The 22,271-nt window shown below is 42.0% G+C and carries 16 protein-coding genes; 9 read left to right on the top strand and 7 right to left on the bottom strand.

What is annotated here, in order from left to right:
* Positions 1 to 60: 60 nt before the first annotated feature.
* Entirely contained in the window at positions 61 to 2,625 is a 2,565-nt protein-coding gene (gene mgtA / locus GJB62_RS10985; RefSeq protein ID WP_114081534.1) for a magnesium-translocating P-type ATPase, read from the bottom strand.
* A 438-nt stretch (positions 2,626 to 3,063) separates the two neighbouring features.
* Here mgtA and GJB62_RS10980 point away from each other — a divergent pair, with 438 nt between their 5' ends.
* Positions 3,064 to 5,709, top strand: coding sequence for a cation-translocating P-type ATPase (locus GJB62_RS10980; RefSeq protein ID WP_114081533.1), 2,646 nt, complete (start codon positions 3,064 to 3,066; stop codon positions 5,707 to 5,709).
* Positions 5,710 to 6,165: 456 nt separating this feature from the next.
* Here GJB62_RS10980 and GJB62_RS10975 read toward each other — a convergent pair whose 3' ends face one another.
* Positions 6,166 to 8,448, bottom strand: coding sequence for an amylo-alpha-1,6-glucosidase (locus GJB62_RS10975; protein ID WP_114081532.1), 2,283 nt, complete (start codon positions 8,446 to 8,448; stop codon positions 6,166 to 6,168).
* Positions 8,449 to 9,279: 831 nt separating this feature from the next.
* On the opposite strand from GJB62_RS10975, the gene GJB62_RS10970 reads away from it, so the two are divergent.
* The 4 genes from GJB62_RS10970 (at position 9,280) to trpE (ending at position 13,931) form a co-directional block, all read left to right on the top strand.
* Positions 9,280 to 11,289, top strand: coding sequence for a DICT sensory domain-containing protein (locus GJB62_RS10970; protein WP_114081531.1), 2,010 nt, complete (start codon positions 9,280 to 9,282; stop codon positions 11,287 to 11,289).
* Positions 11,290 to 11,452: 163 nt separating this feature from the next.
* Entirely contained in the window at positions 11,453 to 11,686 is a 234-nt protein-coding gene (locus GJB62_RS36650; protein WP_167755963.1) for a hypothetical protein, read from the top strand.
* Positions 11,687 to 11,828: 142 nt separating this feature from the next.
* On the top strand, positions 11,829 to 12,251 hold the full coding sequence (locus tag GJB62_RS10960) for a photosystem I reaction center subunit II PsaD (protein WP_114081529.1): 423 nt from the start codon (positions 11,829 to 11,831) through the stop codon (positions 12,249 to 12,251).
* A gap of 153 nt (positions 12,252 to 12,404) precedes the next feature.
* A complete protein-coding gene (gene trpE / locus GJB62_RS10955; protein WP_114081527.1) occupies positions 12,405 to 13,931 on the top strand; it encodes an anthranilate synthase component I in 1,527 nt (508 codons plus the stop codon).
* Positions 13,932 to 14,819: 888 nt separating this feature from the next.
* Here the strand turns inward: trpE and GJB62_RS10950 are convergent.
* Together GJB62_RS10950 and GJB62_RS10945 are read right to left on the bottom strand one after the other, a co-directional pair.
* Positions 14,820 to 15,059, bottom strand: a complete 240-nt coding sequence (locus tag GJB62_RS10950) for a hypothetical protein (RefSeq protein WP_114081525.1) — start codon at positions 15,057 to 15,059, stop codon at positions 14,820 to 14,822.
* A gap of 65 nt (positions 15,060 to 15,124) precedes the next feature.
* Complete coding sequence (locus GJB62_RS10945; protein WP_114081524.1) at positions 15,125 to 15,337, bottom strand: high light inducible protein; 213 nt, start codon at positions 15,335 to 15,337, stop codon at positions 15,125 to 15,127.
* Positions 15,338 to 16,070: 733 nt separating this feature from the next.
* Here GJB62_RS10945 and GJB62_RS10940 point away from each other — a divergent pair.
* The 3 genes from GJB62_RS10940 to GJB62_RS10930 all read left to right on the top strand — a co-directional run bounded on the left by GJB62_RS10940 (position 16,071) and on the right by GJB62_RS10930 (position 18,924).
* Positions 16,071 to 17,033 (top strand): orange carotenoid protein N-terminal domain-containing protein, encoded by a 963-nt coding sequence (locus GJB62_RS10940; RefSeq protein ID WP_114081523.1) that lies wholly within the window; start codon positions 16,071 to 16,073, stop codon positions 17,031 to 17,033.
* A gap of 267 nt (positions 17,034 to 17,300) precedes the next feature.
* Positions 17,301 to 17,921, top strand: coding sequence for a pentapeptide repeat-containing protein (locus tag GJB62_RS10935; protein ID WP_114081522.1), 621 nt, complete (start codon positions 17,301 to 17,303; stop codon positions 17,919 to 17,921).
* A gap of 415 nt (positions 17,922 to 18,336) precedes the next feature.
* The gene (locus GJB62_RS10930) at positions 18,337 to 18,924 is read left to right on the top strand and encodes a Uma2 family endonuclease (protein ID WP_114081521.1); all 588 of its coding nucleotides are present in this window, start codon (positions 18,337 to 18,339) and stop codon (positions 18,922 to 18,924) included.
* A gap of 2 nt (positions 18,925 to 18,926) precedes the next feature.
* Here the strand turns inward: GJB62_RS10930 and GJB62_RS10925 are convergent, their stop codons facing one another.
* The gene (locus GJB62_RS10925) at positions 18,927 to 19,409 is read right to left on the bottom strand and encodes a hypothetical protein (protein ID WP_114081520.1); all 483 of its coding nucleotides are present in this window, start codon (positions 19,407 to 19,409) and stop codon (positions 18,927 to 18,929) included.
* Positions 19,410 to 19,487: 78 nt separating this feature from the next.
* Positions 19,488 to 19,658 (bottom strand): hypothetical protein, encoded by a 171-nt coding sequence (locus GJB62_RS36645; protein ID WP_159402655.1) that lies wholly within the window; start codon positions 19,656 to 19,658, stop codon positions 19,488 to 19,490.
* Here GJB62_RS36645 and GJB62_RS10920 point away from each other — a divergent pair.
* On the top strand, positions 19,612 to 20,667 hold the full coding sequence (locus tag GJB62_RS10920; RefSeq protein ID WP_159402617.1) for a transposase: 1,056 nt from the start codon (positions 19,612 to 19,614) through the stop codon (positions 20,665 to 20,667). The genes GJB62_RS36645 and GJB62_RS10920 overlap by 47 nt on opposite strands.
* Here the strand turns inward: GJB62_RS10920 and GJB62_RS10915 are convergent.
* Positions 20,646 to 22,058 carry a type I restriction enzyme HsdR N-terminal domain-containing protein gene (locus tag GJB62_RS10915; protein ID WP_114083497.1) on the bottom strand — a complete coding sequence of 471 codons (1,413 nt, stop codon included), beginning with the start codon at positions 22,056 to 22,058 and terminating at the stop codon, positions 20,646 to 20,648. The genes GJB62_RS10920 and GJB62_RS10915 overlap by 22 nt on opposite strands.
* Positions 22,059 to 22,271: the final 213 nt, after the last annotated feature.

Here is a 22,271-nt window from a genome sequence, read left to right as displayed (position 1 = left end):
GTCTAGGCTATATCTACTCAAGCAGATAGGCTGATTTTGCCACAGCTACGCTTTCTTTGGTTAAGACTGGACGTGTTGATAAAAAATCCGTTTAACGTTTTCTGCACAGATGATATAAAGTCCCACAATTGCTGCCAGCACTAAAAGGAATTCAATGGGTAAAGGTTGGAACCCTAGTAAACCTGCAACTGGAGTATAAGGAATCAGGAGGGTGACAATAGCGATCGCAATCGTTGCCGTCAATAAGTACTTTCCTGGCTTGCTCGTGAGGATAGATTGCCGTGTCCGAATTACCAGCACAATCATAGATGCAGAAATCACTGATTCCATAAACCAACCAGTTCTAAATTGCGCTGAGTTAGCGTGCAGCAGCAATAGGAGTGCTGCAAAGGTGAGATAATCAAAGACTGAACTCAGCAGCCCAAACACCACCATAAAGTTACGGATAAATGTGATGTTCATCCGTCGTGGTTTGTTGACCATTTCCCGGTCTACGCGATCGGTTGCGATCGTCATTTCTGGGAAATCAGTCAACAGGTTTGTGAGCAAAATTTGGCTGGGTAGCAAGGGTAAGAAGGGTAGAACCAGAGAAATACCTGCCATGCTAAACATATTGCCGAAATTAGCACTTGTTGCCATAAACACGTATTTGAGCGTATTGGCAAACGTTACCCGTCCTTCTTTCACGCCTTCGACCAAAACATTTAGGTCTTTTTGCATCAACACGATGTCTGCGGCTTCTTTGGCTACGTCAACCGCACTCTCAACAGAAATACCCACATCGGCAGCATGAAGCGCTGAGGCATCGTTAATGCCATCACCAAGATAACCGACTACATTTCCAGTTTTTTTCAGCGCAATGATGATCCGCTCTTTTTGATTTGGCTCAACCTCAGCAAAGACATTTATTTTGCCAACACGATGCATTAGGGCTTCATCAGAAAGCTCTTGCAATTCGCCACCAGTTAAAACCTTTGGTTTTGGTAATCCCACTTGTTCAATGATACTGATGGCAACCGCTCGACTATCGCCCGTGATCATTTTTGTGGTAACTCCAAGTAGTCCCAAATCTTTGAGTGTATCAGCAATATCTGCTTTTGGTGGATCGAAAAGAGCAAGATAACCCAAAAACGTCATGTTTGTTTCATCGTCTTTGGTGAAGGAATTGCGATCGCAGTTGCGGTAAGCCACCCCTAAGACCCGAAACCCTTCACTACCAAGTTCCTCTGCCCGTTGTTGAATCTTGTCCTGCTGTATAGCAATATCAATTGTCTTTCCGTCACCAGTTTCGACGGTTGAGCAAACATCAAGAATTGCCTTTAGCGCACCTTTGCTGACAATCAGATTCTTATTATCTTTCTTCAACAGAATGCTGAGGCGTTTACGGTTGAAATCATAAGGTACTTCATCTAGTTTCTGATAAGCAGAAATGTCAAATTGCTTGTGCTGACGAATTGCGGCATCGATAGGATTTACATAACCTGATTCAGACGCAGCATTCAAATAGGCGTAAAGCAAAACGCGAGTCGCCTGCGGCGTTCGCGCAGCGTCTCGTAGAGAGGCTCCGCCAACGCTCTCTTTCCCCTCCACATCAACCGCAGCGTGAATTTTCACTTCCCCTTCCGTTAGCGTGCCTGTTTTATCTGTACAAAACACGTTCATGCTGCCAAAATTTTCAATTGCGGACAGTCGTTTCACAATCACCTGCTTTTTCGCCATTTGTTTAGCGCCGCGAGCCAAGTTAACGCTAACGATCGCAGGCAACAATTGAGGAGTCAGACCGACTGCAAGCGCTAGGGAGAATAGAAAAGATTGTAGAACAGGGCGTTGCAAGTAGACGTTGGCGACAAAAATTAGAACAACCAAAATCAACGTCACTTCCATGAGAAAATAGCCAAACTTGCCCAGTCCCCTTTCAAATTCGGTTTCGGGCGGTCTGAGTTTCAGGCGTTCTGATACCTTGCCAAATTCAGTCTGCTTTCCGGTCTGCACCACAACCGCTTTCGCTGTACCACTGATTGCGTTAGTACCCATATAAAGGGTGTTTGTTCGCTGGCTGAGTCCGACTTCGTTCGGCAATACGCCACTTAGTTTGTCAGCAGGATAGGTTTCTCCCGTCAGTGCTGCTTCATTCACTGACAGATCCTTCGACTCTAAAATCAGACAGTCACCAGGGATACTATCGCCAGCAGCAAGCAACACAATGTCACCTGGAACCACCTCCTCATTAGAGATTTCTTGAGATTGACCATCTCTCAAAACTGTGGCTTTTACTTGCACTAAAGCCAGTAGCTTCGTTACGGCATCTCTAGCACCTCGCTCTTGCCAAAATCCTAATAGTCCACTAATTAGTACAATCGTCAGAATAATAATAGTATCAATGACATCTCCAAGAAAACTGGAGAGAATAGCAGCTGCCATTAAAATCAAAATAATCGGACTCTTAAACTGGTTCAGCAACAGGAGTAGTGTGGATGACTGTCGCTTTTGCTTCAGACTGTTTGCACCATATTGAGTGAGCCGTTGCTGCGCCTCTTGGCGACTTAAACCCTGGTGGCTACTCTTAAGCTGATCTAATACCTGTTCAGCAGGCAGACTCCAAAATGAAGGGATGACTTGAGGCATAGATGTCAGTATCCAATTTTTTTAATCCTAAATAGATAACCTTGCTTATCTACTAAGTTAGTTCGTATAAATAAACCCAATTATGTTACGAAACGTAAATAGTCCTAAAGTCCTTACTAATGACTAATGACAAAGGACAAATGACAGCCCTTTCCAGTTAGCTTTAATTGCGCCAACCTACTACTACCGTTTAATTTACTGCGTGAATTAATAAATTGTAATCAAAAGCAAAAAAAAGCCCAAAGACCCAACAAAAGTATTTACGGAAGTTTTAACCTCAAAAAAATCGGCTATCTCTCTGACTGATTTGGTCAAAAATTATGATGGGCTAACCATAACTTTTGCACCGTTTATGTTATCTCACGACTTCCTCAAATTTGGCATTTAACATCAAGTGGATTGATCTGTTTTTTATGTCTCGTAGGAAAAAGCAGAATTATGGTTTCGACCATCGATCTGAATTCCGTGGCTGGGTTATCTGAGCTTGAAGCGATCGCTCGGCTCAAACAGGATGGCTACAATGAACTTTCCTCGGCTCGCTCTCGCAGTATTTTATCCTTCGCTTGGGAAACCGTTCAAGATCCGATCTTTCTCTTGCTGGTCGGCGGCGGGATCATTTATTGGATTTTAGGCGACTTACAAGAAGCCCTGATTTTGCTGGGTTTCGTCTTCTTCATCACAGGAATCAGCCTTTACCAGGAAGGTAAAACCGAACACGCCCTAGAAGCCTTGCGCGATCTCTCCAGTCCTCGCGCCTTGGTAATTCGGGATGGACAGCAAAAACGGATTGCGGGGCGAGAAGTCGTTCGAGAAGATATCTTAGTGCTAGCAGAAGGCGATCGCGTGCCTGCTGATGCAATCATACTCTCCTGTATAAATCTCTCAACTGATGAGTCGTTACTCACTGGGGAATCCCTACCTGTTCGCAAAGTTGCTGCCGCCGGTACCGTGGAAATGGCGCGTCCGGGGGGAGATGAGTTGCCCTTTGTATATTCTGGAACCTTGGTAGTTCAGGGACAGGGAATTGCTCAAGTCCAAGCAGTGGGCGCTCAAACAGAGATGGGTAAGATTGGCAACGCTTTGCAAAAAGTGAAGCCGGAACCGACTCCGCTACAACAAGAAATGACTCGGTTGGTAAGCCGTTTATTTGGCATCGCTTTATTGTTGTGTGTGGCGATTGTTGTCATTTATGGACTGACGCGAGGAGATTGGCTCAAAGGATTTCTCGCAGGTATTACCCTAGCGATGGCAATTTTGCCAAACGAATTTCCGGTTGTCGTGACGATTTTCTTAGCATTGGGAGCATGGCGAATTTCTCAGAAACACGTCTTAGCTCGTCGCGCTTCCGCCGTGGAAACCTTGGGTTCGACAACCGTTCTGTGTGTGGATAAAACCGGGACGCTGACCCTGAATCAGATGGCAGTACAACAGCTATTTGCATACAACCATGCAGAAAACTCTCACCCATATAATTTAGAATTACATTCACGAGAGTCGCTCCCCGAAACAGTTCATAAATTAGTCGAGTTTTGCATTCTGGCGAGCCAAAGAGATCCTTTTGATCCAATGGAGAAAGCGTTTAAGGAATTGGGCGATCGCTATCTCGCACATACGGAACATCTGCATGACGATTGGATACTGTTACGAGAATATCCCCTCTCACCCCATCTATTGGCAATGTCTCACGTTTGGCAGTCCGCCGATGGTAAGCAGTATGAAATTGCAGCGAAAGGAGCGCCGGAAGCGATCGCGGATCTCTGTCATTTCACGCCCGAACAGCAGAGAATTATGGCAGCCCAAATCAGTGAAATGGCCAATCAAGGCTTGCGTGTGTTAGGCGTTGCCAAAGCCTCTCTTGTTGATGCGCCACCGCCATTTTTACCGCCTCATCCGTCCCTCAATCCCGATCATTTACCCGATGAGCAACATGACTTTCCTTTTCAATTTCTCGGATTGGTAGGACTGTCTGATCCAGTGCGTCCAAATGTTGCGGTGGCAATTCAAGAATGTTATACCGCAGGTATTCGAGTGGTGATGATTACGGGTGATTATCCCGGAACGGCTCAAACTATTGCTCGTCAGATTGGATTGATGCAAATGGGAGCTATTCTGACGGGAGCGGAATTGGATCTGATGAGTGACGCTGAACTCGAACAACGTATTCAAAGTACGAATATCTTTGCACGAGCCGTTCCCGAACAAAAATTGCGCTTAGTTAATGCTTTGAAAGCCAAGGGTGAAGTCGTTGCCATGACTGGGGATGGAGTGAATGATGCTCCGGCTCTCAAATCTGCCCAAATCGGGATTGCGATGGGACAGCGAGGCACAGATGTTGCCCGTGAGTCGGCGGCGTTAGTGTTATTGGATGATGATTTTTCGTCCATTGTGCAAGCGGTGAAACTGGGACGGCGAATTTTTGATAATCTCCGCAAAGCAATGGCATATCTGCTAGCGATTCACATTCCGATCGCTGGCATGTCTTTGATTCCGGTGTTGTTTAAGTTGCCATTAGTCTTGCTTCCCGTTCACGTTGCCTTTCTCCATTTGATTATTGATCCAGCTTGCTCCATCGTTTTAGAAGCCGAACCCGCAGAAGCAACGGTGATGCAGCGTCCTCCCCGCAACCCCAAAGAACCCTTATTTGGCAGGAAAACTTTGGGTTTGGCAGTGCTACAAGGGGTGGGAATTTTGGTAATTACTCTCGCCATCTTTGTGGTGGCGCTATATCGCCGACAAGGTGAACTTGATGCTCGTGCCTTAACGTTTACGACGTTGATTTTGGCAAATTTATTCCTAATTTTGAGTGAAAGTTCTTCATCTCGCCTCAGTCTAAAAATCCTGAAATCTCCCAATAATGCTCTCTGGTGGGTGGTTGGTGGGGGACTGGTTTTTCTGGCGTTCGTGCTGTATGTTCCGTTCTTGCGTCAATTGTTTAGCTTTTCTTTTTTACATCCCATCGACCTAGCAATTTGTTTAGGGGGTGGAGCGATCGCTCTGCTTTGGTTTGAACAGTTAAAGTTTCTCAATCGACCCCAACGAGTTGTTCAATCTAAATCAATAAAACCTATCCAAGAAAATCTATAACTGATTTACTTTCCTTATACTATCAATACGGTTCGGTTAACATTTTAATCTTTTGAAGATCCCCCCAACTCCCATTAAAAAGCAGGGTGGATTAATTGTCTAGAGAGAAAAATTAAAACCCTCATTCTTGCGTTCATAAATCCAGTTCCCCTGTTAGCAGGCTGACGAGGTTACGGGGATTACAAATTTTCTCTCCGCACAATTAATCCACCCTGCCCAACTCCCATTAAAAAGGGGGTCGCCGCAGACGGGGGGATCTTAACCAAACCGTATTGCCAATACTGTGGGTGATGCTAAAGCTTATTGGGCAGTATTTTAACGGCAATTAGAACGGTTTCTCAGTTTATCGAAATAGCCAAGATAAATGTGAAGTTCAACGAGCGATGTCTACCACGGGCTACACCTACGCACCAATCATAAAATAGGGAGTAGATCGTTTACCACTCCCTACTCGCTCTATGCTTCAATAACTACCCGCAAATTGCCCCGTTTTTTCGCAACGCGACAAGCAGTAGTTGTACCAGAACGCTCGAATTCTAAATCGAGAATGGTGGGGCCGACTCGCAAATTGTGAAATGACAGGCGATTAATCGATTCTGGCAAAGCGGGGTCGATTATTCGCAAGCAGTTATTTTGAGCATCAGGCACCAAGTTGACCATCATTTGCAGCAGTTGGAAGATACTACCAGTCGCCCAAGCTTGGGGAGTGCAAGCAACTGGATACTGCACAGGGGCATTATCACCGTTCCGTTCATAGCCGCAGAAGAGTTCTGGAGGACGTTCATAAGGCTGCTGACTGGTCATATCGAATAAACCTTGGAAAAGTTCTAAGGCTTGATCGATTAGACCCAGCGATCGTAATCCCATTGCGATCAGAGCGTTATCATGGGGCCAAACCGAACCAATGTGATAACCCATTGGATTGTAAGCGGGTGATAAACTACTCAGGGTACGAATGCCCCAACCATTAAACATATCTGGTGCCCGCAACCGTTCTGCTACACTGTAGGCTCTTTCGTGGGTGAAAAGACCCAAATGCAGACAATGACCAGGGTTTGAGGTAATACTGTCTACAGGTTTACCATCTCCATCTAAAGCCAAGGCGCAGAAATCCTGGTCTTCTACCCAAAAATCTCGATTAAAACGAAGCTTGAGACTTCTAGCCTCTTCTAGCCAACGATCTGCCAAATCAAGGCGCTTTTTCATCTTCGCTATTTCTGCTAGGCGCATTTTTGCAGCATAGACATAAGCTTGCACCTCACAAAGGGCAATTGGGCCGTTAGCTAATTCTCCCTTATGGTTGACAATGCAGTCGCCAGAGTCTTTCCAACCTTGGTTAGCAAGACCGCGTTTAGATTTACGGAAGTAGCTGAGGTAACTGGTTTGTTTGGTATTGCGATCGATCCAGTCCATTGCTGCTAAAGCATTTGGCCAAAGTAACTCTAGGAGTTCTTGGTCGTGAGTCCAAGCATAATGTTCGGCATACAGCATTAGCCACAGGGGAGTCGCATCAACTGTACCGTAGTATGGCGTGTGAGGAATTTCTTGACAACGAGCCATTTCTCCCAAACGTAACTCGTGCAAAATCTTACCCGGTTCTTCTTCGCGCCATTCGTCGTCGATTTTGCCTTGGTATGTCGCCAGTAATATTAGGGTTTCTTTAGCGATTTGCGAGTTTAACATTAGGGTTTGGGAAGCTGTAATCAGCGAATCCCGCCCAAATAGTGTAGAAAACCACGGTACTCCAGCCGAAACTGTCTTATGCTTTCCAAAAGACTGGCGCAACAAATACATATCTTGCTCGGCCCGCTCAATCACTCGATTGAAAGTGCTTTTATCTGAGCTAATGCGAGTAATTTGCTGTACCCAGTGTTGCTCCTCCATCAACTCAGCAGCTTTCGCCTGTCCTAAAGTGATGGCGGCGCTTACGGTTGAACTAGATTGGTTGTTTTTCAACATATTCACCCGATAACCCAGCTTTTGGGTTTCGTGAGAAGCCAACTCTAGCTGCCAAACCGCAGTGTAGCCTTTGAAAGAGTCTGGTTGACGATGCTGGAATAAAATCCGAGATTCCATCACCGAACCATCCAAACCTTGATAGGCAAGTGTTAAGGATTCTTCCCTAAAAGTTGATGGGTCTTTAGTTACTGGTGAAACGCCATCGACGATTCCTTCTTCAGTCGTGGGTTCTAGTAGACGTAAAAGCCTACCGCGTTTTTTTCTGTCATAACCCCGGACTTCAAATAAATCAACAAAATCTGCATCGAAGCTGATACTTAGTTCAAAATTGACAGTTGTTGTGCTGTAGTTAGATACTTCTATTTCTTCAAATAGAGCGCCATTGAGTACTATTTCTCGCCGAATCCCGATAGTTTCGGCTTTTAGGCGTTCGTCAATTCTGGGGTTAGTACACAAAACCGAGAGTGAAAACCCTTTTCCGGCAGTACTACTGAGAAGTACAGGCGATCGCCCTTCAATTTGCAACTCTAAGCGATTGAGAAATCTCGTATCACAGCAAAACAGCCCCATGCTGGGATTACCCTCACTGAGGGAACAGCCAGAAATATTCCCGATAGTATCTGTCACGAAAAATAAATCATCATCTTTAACCGTCAGTGTCGGTTGTGGTCTTTCACTCACAACACAAGGCCACTCCGGGATAGGTAATTGTTCAGCAGGAATAAAAGTTTTTCCATCCAGGAAAATTTTTTCCGGGGTCATTAGCGTATCCGGTGTCATTAGCCAAAGTTCCGTGTACAGGTCGTAGATTGTTTGTGGTATTCAGAGTAGAGGTCTTTACCCCTCACAACTTGCAGAAAAAAGACTCTTTGTAAAACTTGTTTGAGCTATTCTAGCCAAAATAATTTTTACGTACTGTTGACAAAGTAGCAGTGTCCAAATCTATATAAGTATTGTATAAGTCTAAACTCAAGACTGAAAACTCAGAATTTTTAGATAAGTGCTTAGTTGTCAAACTTTCTCAAGATACAAGATATATAGTATACTCAGCAAAAATGCGAAGTTCCCAGTTCTACTGGGTAAAGCTAGCATTTATTGACTAAACTATTATACGATTTTGTTTTAAATATCTTTGGCGTTAGATTAGACAAATTTCCGATATTCAATTGATTGATTAATTTTAATCAATCATTGACTGAGTAAATTATGTGGTATGTAGCAGTAATGGTTTTTGGGTAAGAAAATTCTATTTAGTGAGTGTAAATATTATGACGGGCTACGCCAAGGCGTGGACTATCAATCAATGCTGAGTAAAGATTAGTGAATTTAACGGTTAAAACAATACAAAAATTATGTGGCTGGTACTTAGTAATGAAAGATTTTAGCTGTGCAAGCATATTTCAAAGTTAGTCAAGAATGTATATTGGGCGTAGTAGGTTGTCAATCAATAAATACAATTTGGTAACAAAATGTTGCGCCTGCTTTGGCGAAAAGTGCATTTTAGCGTTCTTTACATATTGCAACTCTCTATTTAACTTGAGAGTGCCTTGGAATTTGTACAATGCAGCTGTGACGTGGATCTTGTCGAGGTTGAGCGTTTAACAATAATTCATGAGCATTTCGACTTCTGTGCTGAGTGATCTGCTAAAGTTCCTACCATACTTGCGGCCCCAGCTATATTTTAAGGCTTCACTAACAGCGCTCTCCCATGCGATGGAAGATCAAGTTTTGGCTGCGACTTTAGCACAACCCCTTGTAATTGCTAGTTTCCAGCGAGAGCGATTCTACCGCCAAGAAGCTCATCGCTACCTGCGACTTGCCTTGCGGAGTAACCAAATATACGTATTAGCTGCTCCAGAAACGGATTTCGCCAATAGTTCGGAACACTACGAAAAGATCGCTTTTGAGCCAACGGATGGTTTAAGTCAAGAGTGGCATTTGGTAGTGATTGCTGACAATTATGCAACTTGTCTGGTTTGCCGGGAAAGTCTTGGTTCTATTGCCAAAAATAAGCAACTACCAGAACTAAGCCCTAATCTGGATATAGACACAGCGCGAAGATTTGAAGGAGTTTGGACATCGGAAAGGGGAGTTAGCCTCAAAGCAGCTGAATTGCTTTTAGACAGGATTTTAGTTTACAGACCAGAACTGGCAAGTAAAATAAACGAGGCACGTCAGAGGTTTAGCATAGGAGAGCCGCGAAGCCACTCTGGAGCAGAACAGATCAACGAATATGCTTGTGACATCGATACAGATCCCTTTGTGCAACGCTTAGTAACTTACTTGCAAGCTAGTCAGTACAAATTGCACAAAGCCTACCGTTCCATTGCTGCCCAAGCACGAAAAGAACGATTAGTCAACTCAATTAGCACAGCTATTCGGCGATCGCTCGACCCTCATGAAGTTCTCCAGGTGGCAGCACAAGAATTAGGGCAACACCTAGAAGCTTGTCGCTGTCTAATTTACCGCGCTCAAGCTACAGATAACCAAGCCATAATTGAACACGAGTTTTTGAATCCCGGTATCTTATCCGTTCGTGGGCAAACTTGGGAATTAGAGAAAAATTCCCTATTTCAGGACATCGTGCAACAAGGCGAAGGTGTTTGTATTAGCGATACGCTGAATGACCCTCGTGTTAACAATTCGCCAGGGCTTTCCTTAATTGCCAAAAAGTTTGCCATTCGTTCTTGGCTGATGGAACCAGTATTTTATCAGGGGCGGTTGTTGGGCATCGTAGAGTTGCATTACTGTGGAATGCCACCGCACGAGTGCCAACCTGGGGAGTTGGATTTGGTAGAAGCGATCGCCACCCAAGTCGGAGCAGCCCTAATTCAAGCGGAAGCCTATGCCAACCTAGAAGAACTTAACCAGCAGCTAGAAGCCCTAGACCGCACCCGCAGCAATCTTATAGCCATCACTGGACACGAACTGCGTACTCCCCTATCCACCATTCAAGTGTGTCTAGAAAGTCTTGCTAGTGAGCCGGATATGCCCTTGGAGTTGCAGCAAATTATGCTCAACACGGCTCTTTCCGACTCAGAACGGATGCGAAAATTGGTACAAGATTTCCTCACACTTTCCAACTTGGAAAGCGGGCGAGTGCAATGGCATCCAGAATCCCTGACTTTACAAGAGTGTGTGGATTTAGCACTCAGCCGCAATCGCACGCGTTCTTCAACGGAAAAGCCGCCCCAAGTCAAAACTCAAATTGCCGAAAATCTACCTCTAGTAAGGGCTGATGGTGATTGGCTAGTAGAGGTACTGGCAAAACTCATGGACAACGCTTGTAAATTTACGCCACCCCAAGGAGAAATCACCATTAAAGCGATTTCCAACAGCCATCAAATGGTCGAGGTGACTGTGGCTGACACTGGACGCGGCATTGAACCAAATCGCTTAGAAGTAGTTTTTGACCGCTTCTATCAAGAAGAGGGAGCGCTACGCCGTACCACTGGCGGAACAGGACTTGGTTTAGCAATTTGTCGTCAAATTGTGAATGGCTGGGGCGGAGAAATTTGGGCAGAGTCAACTGGCAAAGACCAGGGTAGCCAGTTTCACTTCACCATCCCCATTGTTCAGAATAGCCACGAGGAAAAGCGGGCAAAAGTCAAGAGTAAATAGGTATTAGTCCTTTGTCATTAGTCATTAGTCATTGGGCACTTGTACTGAGTGTATCGCTAAAGCGAAAGCTTCGCTAACGTGTAGCGTCTCGTAGAGAATCCGTAAAGCCTGCGGCATAGCTACGCTTAGGGCGGAGCCTCTCGTAGACTTGGATTTCTCACAAGTGAGAAATCCAAGGGGTGTGGGAGGTGTGGGAGGTGTGGGAGGTGTGGGAAGTGTGGGAGGTGTGGGAGGTGTGGGAGGTGTGGGAGGTGTGGGAGGTGTGGGAAGTGTGGGAGGTGTGGGAGGTGTGGGAAGTGTGGGAGGATGGGGAAGAAGTCTTACCCCCCACACTCCCCACACTCCCCACACTCCTCTTTTCCCTCTGCCTACACTATGCGTGAGAAATCCGGGGTAGAGAAGTATGGGGCATTGGTTTTTAACAAATGACAAAGAACAAAGGACAAATGACTAAAAACTGTTACAGTCTATAACGCGATCGCAATATGATCCTTGTTGCGGTGTTAGGATTCCCTAAAAACGTTGAGAGAATCATCTTTATGGCAGAAACACTCTCTGGACAAACCCCACTATTTGCTGGCAGCACTGGTGGCTTGCTAAAGAAAGCAGAAGTGGAAGAAAAGTACGCTATCACTTGGACTAGCCCGAAGGAGCAAGTATTTGAACTGCCTACAGGTGGTGCTGCTACTATGCGGAAAGGCGAAAACCTGCTGTATATAGCTCGGAAAGAATATGGCATCGCTTTGGGCGGTCAGCAACTTCGTAAACTCAAAATCACAGACTACAAAGTTTACCGGATTTTACCCAACGGAGAAACTACTTTACTGCACCCAGCTGATGGTGTCTTCCCCGAAAAAGTGAATGAAGGTCGTGAAAAAGTGCGTTATGTCCCACGCAGCATTGGGCAAAACCCCAATCCATCACAACTCAAATTCAGTGGTAAAGCTACCTACGACGCATAGGGACTAGGGACTGGGGAAGATGCATGAAGCAGGGAGCAGGGAGCAACGGAGAAGAGTTTTTTCCTTTACCCCCTGCACCCTGCCCCCCTGCGTCTTTTCAATGCCCCATGCCCAATGCCCAATGCTCCCCCATGCCCAACCTCTTAGCTATTTATGGTATTCCCCGATTTCTCTGAATTTTCTCAGCTAGCTTTACAAGGCAACTTTGTTCCGGTATATCAAGAATGGGTAGCGGACTTAGATACGCCCGTATCTGCTTGGTATAAAGTCTGTGCAGGTCAGCCCTATAGCTTTTTGTTGGAATCGATAGAAGGTGGGGAAAAACTAGGACGCTATAGTTTAGTGGGCTGCGATCCGCTTTGGGTTTTGGAAGCAAGGGGCGATCGCACCACCCAATTAAACCGCGATGGTTCGCAGGTCGTTTTTGCAGGCGACCCTTTTGCAACTTTAGCCGAATGTTTAGCACCTTATCACCCAGTCAAGTTACCACAGCTACCGCCAGGGATTGGCGGTTTATTTGGGTTTTGGGGCTATGAATTGATTAACTGGATTGAGCCGCGCGTGCCAATCTATCCGCCAGATGAGCGAAATATTCCTGATGGCTTGTGGATGCAGGTAGACCAGCTGTTGATTTTTGACCAGGTGAAGCGAAAAATTTGGGCGATCGCTTATGCTGATTTACGTGACCCCAATGTAGATTTACACGCAGCCTATCAACAAGCGTGCGATCGCGTCACCCAAATGCTCGAAAAGCTATCTCTCCCCCTATCCCCAGAAAAAACTCGGTTGGAATGGAAACCACCAGGAAGTAGGAAAGCAGAAGAGCAGAGCGGCGAAACAGATGAATACAACAGTAATTTCACCCGTCCTGATTTTTGCGCTAGCGTCCAAAAAGCCAAAGACTACATCAAAGCAGGCGATATCTTTCAAGTAGTAATTTCTCAGCGACTATCAACACCATACACAGGCGACCCCTTTGCCCTTTACCGCTCCCTACGTCAGATAAATCCTTCGCCTTACATGGCTTACTTTAACTTCCAAGATTGGCAAATCATCGGTTCCAGTCCTGAAGTGATGGTGAAAGCCGAAACTGCTCCAGATGGGGGAGTTATAGCAACGGTACGCCCCATTGCGGGGACACGTCCACGCGGTAAAACTACCCAACAAGATGCAGCATTCGCTCAAGATTTACTCGAAGATCCCAAGGAAGTTGCCGAACACGTGATGCTTGTAGATTTAGGGCGGAATGATTTGGGGCGTGTTTGTCAAAATGGTAGCGTCAAAGTTGATGAATTAATGGTAGTTGAGCGCTACTCCCATGTAATGCACATTGTCAGCAATGTTGTGGGTAAATTAGCACCCGATAAAACAGCATGGGATTTATTGAAAGCTTCCTTCCCAGCAGGTACGGTAAGCGGCGCACCCAAGATTCGCGCAATGGAAATTATCCACGAGTTAGAGTCTAGTCGTAGGGGTGTTTATTCGGGTGTATATGGATATTACGATTTTGAAGGACAATTAAATACTGCGATCGCAATTCGCACAATGGTAGTACATGACAAAACGGTTAGCGTACAAGCTGGCGCAGGTTTAGTAGCTGATTCTGAGCCAGAAAAAGAATACGAAGAGACGTTGAATAAAGCTAGAGGTTTATTAGAAGCAATTCGTTGTTTGCGTTGAACTAGAGACTAGTAGTGACGGAACTTTGTCTAGCTTTAACAGGTAATTAAAGTTCTGCGGCTCATAATTCAAGTCCGCTCAAGTGTTCAAGAATACAGCAGATTGCAACTTGGTGAGGTACAGACAATCATAGGGGCAATTCATGAATTGCCCCTACCCGTGTACTTCATTTACCTGAAATACGCTGTAACTAAAATTCTTATTTAGTCATCTGAAAGAAATGCAATAGAACTCGTACTGTAATACGAATGTACTACAATACGAATTCAAATAAAAATTATATTCGTTATCAGAAAAATGGGTTTAAAACCCCGTGTTTCCAGCACGGCTGTAAAGTAATGAGTAAGGAGTAATGAGTGGCTGAAAAATGGGTATTTACTCATTACTTATTACTTATTACTCATTACTCCTTCTTAAGAGTGCGTACCCTTCTCCTGACGGAGACGCTGCGCGAACGGGAACGCCAAGGGCGAACACGGCGGTGAGGATGTCAAGTAATGGTTTTATAGTTACTATCGCTTGCAATTAATGGCCAACTGATTTTTATTGGTTAGTTGTAAAACCGGACTTGATATAAGCACAGTAACAGTTCGATTTGCTGTATGAGAATCTAGACCAGACTTTAACAGTTGATTGATCAATATTCTTCTATTTTGAATTACATAGGTTTTGCTTTGAACTGCAAGATGTTTGGAAACCATTTCTGCTACTTCTAAGCCCATGTATCCACAATACCGTGACAAATTAGGAAGCTTTATAAATCCAATCAACATCGAAATTTTCCCAAAGCTAAAGAGACTTTTTTAGACTTATTGAAAAGCAAAAATAAGTCTTGGTATCCCAATCCAAGACCTCCATTGAAGTTACCAAAAAAATGAACAAATTTGTTCATCCTAATTGAGTGAAATAAATCGCCCAAATCATTCCAGTTACTCCAATAGCGATTAAGAGATTAGTGAAAAATCTGCCGAATTCAATTTCTTGTCCCAGTCCCTTATCATCTTGACCGCCAGTAAAAAACAATGACCACGCTTGATTTGCATTGATGGTCTCAAAGTTGTTGAAATCAGGTCTAAAAACGACTGTTCCAATCAAATCTTTTCTGGGGTAATCAAAATCAGTTTTCATAAGTTTGCCTTTAAATTGTTTTATTTGTCAACTGGAGAAAATTCGTAAATCTGAAGTGTTGTTCTCTAAAAACTAGTTAGCCATCCAATTAAACCGTATCCGGTGAAAACTTCCAACGCGATGAGTGAGATAAAACCAATCATTGCCAAACGACCATTGAGTTTTTCGGCATATTCGGTGAAGCCTGTCCGTGGGGTTTCATCAACATAAATTTTGGGTTCAATCGCAAATCTGTTGAGTTGACCGCGTTCGTTAATAGTAAAGCCTTTATTTGTCATCTTTTACTTTTTATTGTTGTCTTCTGTAAATGAATGTAACTTATTGTAAATATTTTTTGCAAGTACTTGACACAATAAAAAAGGTAGTAAGAACCGCACTAAGCAGGTCGGGTCTTTTGCAATACTTGTCGGTTAAGGGGAAAGGGGAAAGAAAAAACCTTTAACCTTTACCCTTTAACCTTTTCCCCAAACCCAATGCCGAGTTAAAAATGGTTAACCGAGCAGTATTGGGGTCTTTTGGATTCATGCCAAAAGATAAAAGATGTGTACGACAGCACAATAGGTTTGGTAAAAGATTGTTTGCGTAACTTTGATAAATCTAGAGACGTGTGATGTGTACGACGGGCTACGCCTATGCTCTTGTGAATGAATACACACAAAAGCATTAATTGCCTTTAATGTAACTTCAGTAAAACTTATCATTTACATAAACAAAAATTATCATTTTATAGCTGAGAAAGTATTGCTTATTTGTAACGGAATTGTTATGTTTCTTTACATAAAGATACAAAAGCAAGATAAATGCGTTAAATCACTACTAACCATAGTTTTTTAAATAACTATGTAGTTACTCAACTCGCAATATCTTTGGTAAAGCGATGTCCACGATGGGCTACACCTATACAAAGAATGCTGAGTACCTTTATCAACAGCTAAACGCATTTCCCCTCTGTCTTTGCACATTTAATTTTCACATCCGATAGAACTGTAATTTTTTTAGGGAACATCTGCTATGTCTTTTACCATCAAGTCGGCTCAAAGTATTTTTCCCGGCACGCTAGTTGCTGACGTTGTTCCAACTGTTGTCGAATCATTCTCTCAACTCAATGCTGAAGATCAACTAGCATTACTCTGGTTTGCTTATACCGAGATGGGTAGAAGTATTACGGTTGCCGCTCCTGGAGCAGCTAACATGGTACTCGCACAAGGCTTACTTGAACAAATTAAGCAGATGCCTTTCGAGGCTCAAACACGAGTCATGTATGATTTAGCTAATCGTGCTGACACTCCCCTCTGCCGTTCTTATGCATCTTTCACTGTAAACATCAAGTTGGGCTTTTGGTATCAGTTAGGAGAATGGATGGCTCAGGGAATCGTTGCTCCTATTCCAGAAGGCTACAAGCTTTCTCCCAAGGCTGCTGATGTGTTAGAAGCAATCAGAAATGCTGATTCAGGTCAACAAATCACAATTCTCCGCAATACCGTAGTGAGCATGGGATTTGACCCGAACGCTCCCGGTAGTTACAAAAAAGTCTCAGAACCTGTTGCTCCACCCACAGCACCAGCATTTCGAACTAAAGTCACCATTGAGGGTATCAACAACCCTACAGTGCTTGGCTATATCAACAACATGAATGCCAATGACTTTGATGCTGCTGTTGCTCTGTTTACCTCTGAAGGTGGTTTGCAACCTCCCTTTGAAAGACCGATTATTGGTCAAGATGCAATCCGCGCTTATATGCGTGAAGAATGCCAGGGATTAAAAATGATACCAGAGCGTGGTATATCCGAGCCAGTAGAAGATGGCTATACCCAAGTTAAAGTCACCGGCAAAGTCCAAACCCCTTGGTTCGGTGCAAGTGTGGGAATGAATATTGCATGGCGGTTTTTGCTCGATCCTCAAGGCAAAATTTTCTTCGTAGCGATTGACTTGCTTGCTTCTCCTAAAGAATTACTGAACCTAGTACGTAAGTAAAAGCTAGATTAGTCATTGCTTAAGCGTGGATGAGTGAAAGAGCAAGCACCTCACCACGTTTAAGCAAAAGAAACTTATCAGGATAACGGCTTCCTCTAATACTTTTTGAAAGCAACCATTCTCATCGGCAATATTGTAAAAGATTGTTAAATAATTTTAATCTTGGTGCGAAGTTTTAAAAGTCTCTTAATAAGAAGTATTTTCAGAAATTATTGATTTGATACTGTAATTTTCAGGTGAAAAATGGAAATTTGGAAGGCAAGCTGTATGGATGCTAATGAACTTCTCAAACGCTATTGTGCAGGAGAGAGAAATTTCACTCAAGTAAGCCTGCACTTAGTTAACCTCAGCGAGGTGTGTTTAGCTGGAATCAACTTGAATCGATCTAACTTGGCTAACGCGACTTTATCACAGACTAACCTACGCGGAGCAAACTTAATTGAAGCAAATTTGACTGCGGCGACCTTATGGAGAACCGATCTAAGTGGCTCAAATCTGATTTTAGCAAACCTCAAGACTGCTAATCTGATTCGGGCAACTCTTAGGAAGGTGGACTTGCATAAGGCTTCCCTTATAAAAGCAGACCTGCGTTTAGCAGACTTGCATGATGCTGACCTCAGTAATGCAAACTTGGCTGGAGCAGACTTGCGCTATGCTAACCTCAGTGGTGTCAACTTGGCTGGAGCAAATCTCAGTGGTGCAAACCTGACTGGCACAAAGTTGAGCAACACAGACCTGAGTCATGCCAGTCTCACCAAAGCTATTTTGTGTAAAACGGATTTAATTGACATTGATTTAACTGAAGTAGACCTGACTGGGGTCAATCTACACCACTGCTTATTTAACGGAGTCACGCTACCTGAACGAAGCTTAATTGAAGCGGGTTAAGTGTTGCTGTCGTCTAATTAAAAATTTAAAATTCTGCTCTTGCGAAAATCCTTGTTTCTGTCTTATTTTCTCCTACAAGAGTAATTATTGCTGAATTTATGGGAACAATACAACTGTCGTCCCAGGAAAAATTCATTAGTAATGACAACCCCTGCAACAGAACGAGCATTGCTAGAAAGTTTGATTGTTGAGAATGAAGACTTAGAAAAGCTGGAATCAAAACTCGCTCAGTTTAATATTTTTGAAGCTGAATCCTGAAGATAAAGTTTAGCGATCGCTCCTGAATAGCCTGAATTAGTAAAAATTTATACTAGCAATTTTTGCATATATACTAAGCCGATTTATGTTGATGCGATCGCACCCCACACAACCCCACACAGCACTAAACTAGAAAGTAAGATGCTCAGGATAGCTTATGAATGCTGTTACAACCACTTTACCTTCTACAGTCAAGTTGAAAATCGACTTAACTGACGATCAATTTTTCGAGATGTGTCAGAGAAACCGCGATTATCGATTTGAGCGTACAGCATCAGGGGAATTATTAATTATGCCACCTACAGGTAGTGATACTGGCAACCGTAATTTTGATATGGTTGTTGAATTAGGAATCTGGAATAAACAGACTAAATTAGGCAAAGGTTTTGACTCTTCAACTGGTTTCACCTTACCTAATGGTTCAGAACGTTCTCCTGATCTTTCTTGGGTAAAAATTGAGCGGTGGAATACTTTAACCCTAGAACAACAAGAAAAATTTGCCCCAATTTGTCCTGATTTTGTAGTAGAGTTGCGTTCTCGTACTGATTCGTTGAAAGACTTACAGGAGAAAATGCAAGAATATATAGAAAATGGCTCTCAATTAGGCTGGTTAATTGACCGGAAAAACAAGCGAGTAGAAATTTATCGTCCAGGTAAAGATGTAGAGATATTAGACAATCCTGCTAGTTTATCAGGAGAAAATATCCTACCCGGATTTGTGTTGAATTTACAGCAAATTATGTAGCCTTATCGATTAGAATAAACATAACGCATTTCAAAGCGACTTTGTTCCCAAAGTGGTAGCAAAGCCTGTTTAGCAGCATTTAATTGAGCTTGAGAAAAAGATATTTTTCCATTTTCTATAATCCAAATAAATATCCGAGTTATTAAATCTGCCTTTAAACTATTCTCGTATTCACAATTATTTATTCTTGCTACTTGCTTATCTAAGCAATCAATAGCATATTTAAAAGTCAAGTTTTTCCAGTCTGTGCGATCGTTATAAATTTCTTCTTGCGTATTTTTCCACTCGATCCTACGCAAATTTCCTATAATATAGTCTATGCCTGTTATAGAAGAATCAGTGTTACGTACCAAATTTGTATAGGCTTGGTAATATGGTTTCAACAGAGAGGAAGCAATATTTTCTACATATATATTTAGCCAAGATTGGATGTCGTGAAGATAAGGTGCTAAATCTCGGATATTATCAATTTCTTGAATCAGCACACGACCATTTGTATAATTTGTTATTTTTGCTAGAAATTCAGCTTCAGATATTTGAGACTTTTGTGAGTAATACAGGACTTACGCATTGACAAAATAGGCAAAGAATGTATGAAATAAATCAGGAAGAAATAGGCGATCGCTAGCCACCAAAGGCATTGAAAGACAGATAATACTGAGGTTGTCTGTATTAAGGGTGAAGACTATCAGAGCAACTACGAAGCCATCGACCGCCAAGTGTGATCTCAACACTTATACTCTGTTTTTATTAGCAGAATCAAAGTACGCAGGCTGCACACGTTTGGCAGAAATCATGGAAGATTTGTCTCATGATAGTGTCAATAGATTTTTGCTGCGTGAGCAGTATGAACCAAAAGACTTATTTGATGAAGTTAAGCTCGATATCAACTTAGTAGGTGGCATATTAAGTGCAGACGATACAGTAATTGACAAGCCTCATAGTGACCCAAAATTAACAGAACTAATTAGTTACGTTTATTCAGGAAGGCATCATCGTACAGTCAAAGGGATTCAACTAATTACCTTGTATTACACGGATTTATCAGGTAAATCTATACCTGTAAATTATCGAATTTATGACAAACAGGATGGTCAGACAAAAAATGATTATTTACGAGACATGATTACGGAGGTTTTAGTGTGGGGATTAGAGCCTCATACTGTGACTACTGACGCTTGGTATTCCAGTAATAAAAACCTGAAGTTCTTTAAAAACAAGGGATTAGAGTTTTTAACTGGTATAGCCAAAAATCGTTTATGTTCAGTTGATGGGAAAAATTTTATCCAAGTCCAAAATATAGAAATTCCCGAAACTGGTTTAATAGTGTATCTGAAGAAGTTTGGGCAAGTGAAAGTATTTCGGAGAAGTTTCAAAAACGAAACTCATAGATATTACATTATGTTTGTACCTGACAAGGATGCACTGTTTTTAATTTCTCTGACAGAGTTGAATGAATTACATTCAATTCATTGGGGGATTGAATGCTACCATCGAGCTATCAAGCAGGTGTGTGGAATTGAACTATTCATGGTGAGGAAGTCTGAGGCAATTAAAACTCACTTTTTTAGCGCTATCCGCGCCTTTACACAACTAGAATTAATGCGAACCGAAGAGTTAATTGAAAACTGGTATGAAGTCCAGAGAAATTTGTCTCTTCAGGTGGCTCGTGACTTCATTCTGGAACATCTTGAACAAAAGATGGGCTTGAATACACATGGTCATATTCCTGTCAATGCGTAAGTCCTGTAATAGTTAATAACTTTTGGAATATATTTCTTTAATAACCACTGTTTAGTATATTTAGCTGTCCAGGTTCCCCAAGACCCAATATCTTGCTGCCATGAGTTACATTCATTTGTATCAATAGATTGTAAGTTAACATCATTTAGTTCATAAATTACGTTAACTTGATGATTGTTAGGTAATGAAGATAAATTTATATCAGTTTGGTGGGAAATAAATGTATGATCGTGAATTCCTCTACTCACTCGAATTGACATACCTTTTGTATGAAACAAATGCCATTCTGATTTACCTTTGATATAATCAAACTCATTAGCGAACTGCTGCATTAGATTCCATAATTCTTGTCTTACAGAAAATAGGATAAAACCTCTATTTCCTGAAAAGTTTACAAATTTAAAATCCCATGTTTCTAAAATGTTTTCAAATTGAATTAGTAAATCTTTATATTCTTGACAAACTCCATCAATACATAAACATAAGTCTGCTGCTTCTATATCTGATAAAATTAGAGTTGTTTGACCTAAATAAACCTCAAAAGCATTTTTATCTAACTGTTTAAAAAACCGACGACATCCCCATTCTGGCTGGGTGTGCAGTCCAGTCATTAATTGACCTAAAATATCTTGATGATTTAAGTAAATTTTTAGACCTCTTAAAATAATGCTGCTGAACTCTATTTCACAATTACCCTCTCCAAAAGCTTTGGGTAAATTATATGCGATCGCTACTTTCTTTTTCACAACAACTAAGCGATAGCCTTCCCTTTTAGTGGAAGGCTCAAAATCACATTTTTCCAAAATATCCTGTAAATCTGGATGTTGTCTTAAAAATCTCTCTATTAATTTATATTTAGTATTTAATAAACTGCTTGTTGTTTTGTTGATATTCTTAACTAATTCAAAGTTTAGTTTTTTATAAAAGTCTGAGGCAATATATTTATTTTTTAGTATATCTATATTTAGATCAAAAACAGATTCTTCTTGATAGTAATGCAAGCCTTTAAAAACTTTTATTTCATATCCGTTAGTAATTATAAAAAACAGTGCATTAAACCGATCTCTATAAATTTTAGTTTGTTGAACAATGTCATTTAATTTAGTTTCATCTGGTGCTATTATCTTAATAACAATAAGTGAGTTATTTATATTTTGTTGATTAATATCATCTGTTGGATAATAAACCTGAAAAATTCCAGTATTTATGTTATAATTTCCTGGTTTAGATGTTGTTAAAGGGTATTCACGACGACATTTCTCTGGATAACAGAGATAATGAAGCATTGGTAAAATAAACTTTTCTTTGACATCATCTTCATTTTGTAAAATCTGATGGTCAAAACCTTGTATCCATGTAATAAATTTTTTAATTGACTCTGGAATAGTCATCAGATAATCTACCTGCTGGTATAAATTTGCTATACCTTATTTTGTTTATATAATTAGCAATTTATCAATTCAGGTGGAATAGGATCGTGATTTTGAATACTATAATGAACCCTTCATGTTGATGTAAAAGACTGAGCGAATAGAATAAGACTGTTGGCGAATTAATGTAATTAATTTCAGTGCGTTTCAACACACTTTAGCTATTAGCCCGCA

Origin of the sequence: Nostoc sp. ATCC 53789 (assembly GCF_009873495.1) — a bacterium.
GTDB lineage: Bacteria > Cyanobacteriota > Cyanobacteriia > Cyanobacteriales > Nostocaceae > Nostoc > Nostoc muscorum_A.
This window is presented reverse-complemented; position numbering and strand designations above follow the sequence as displayed.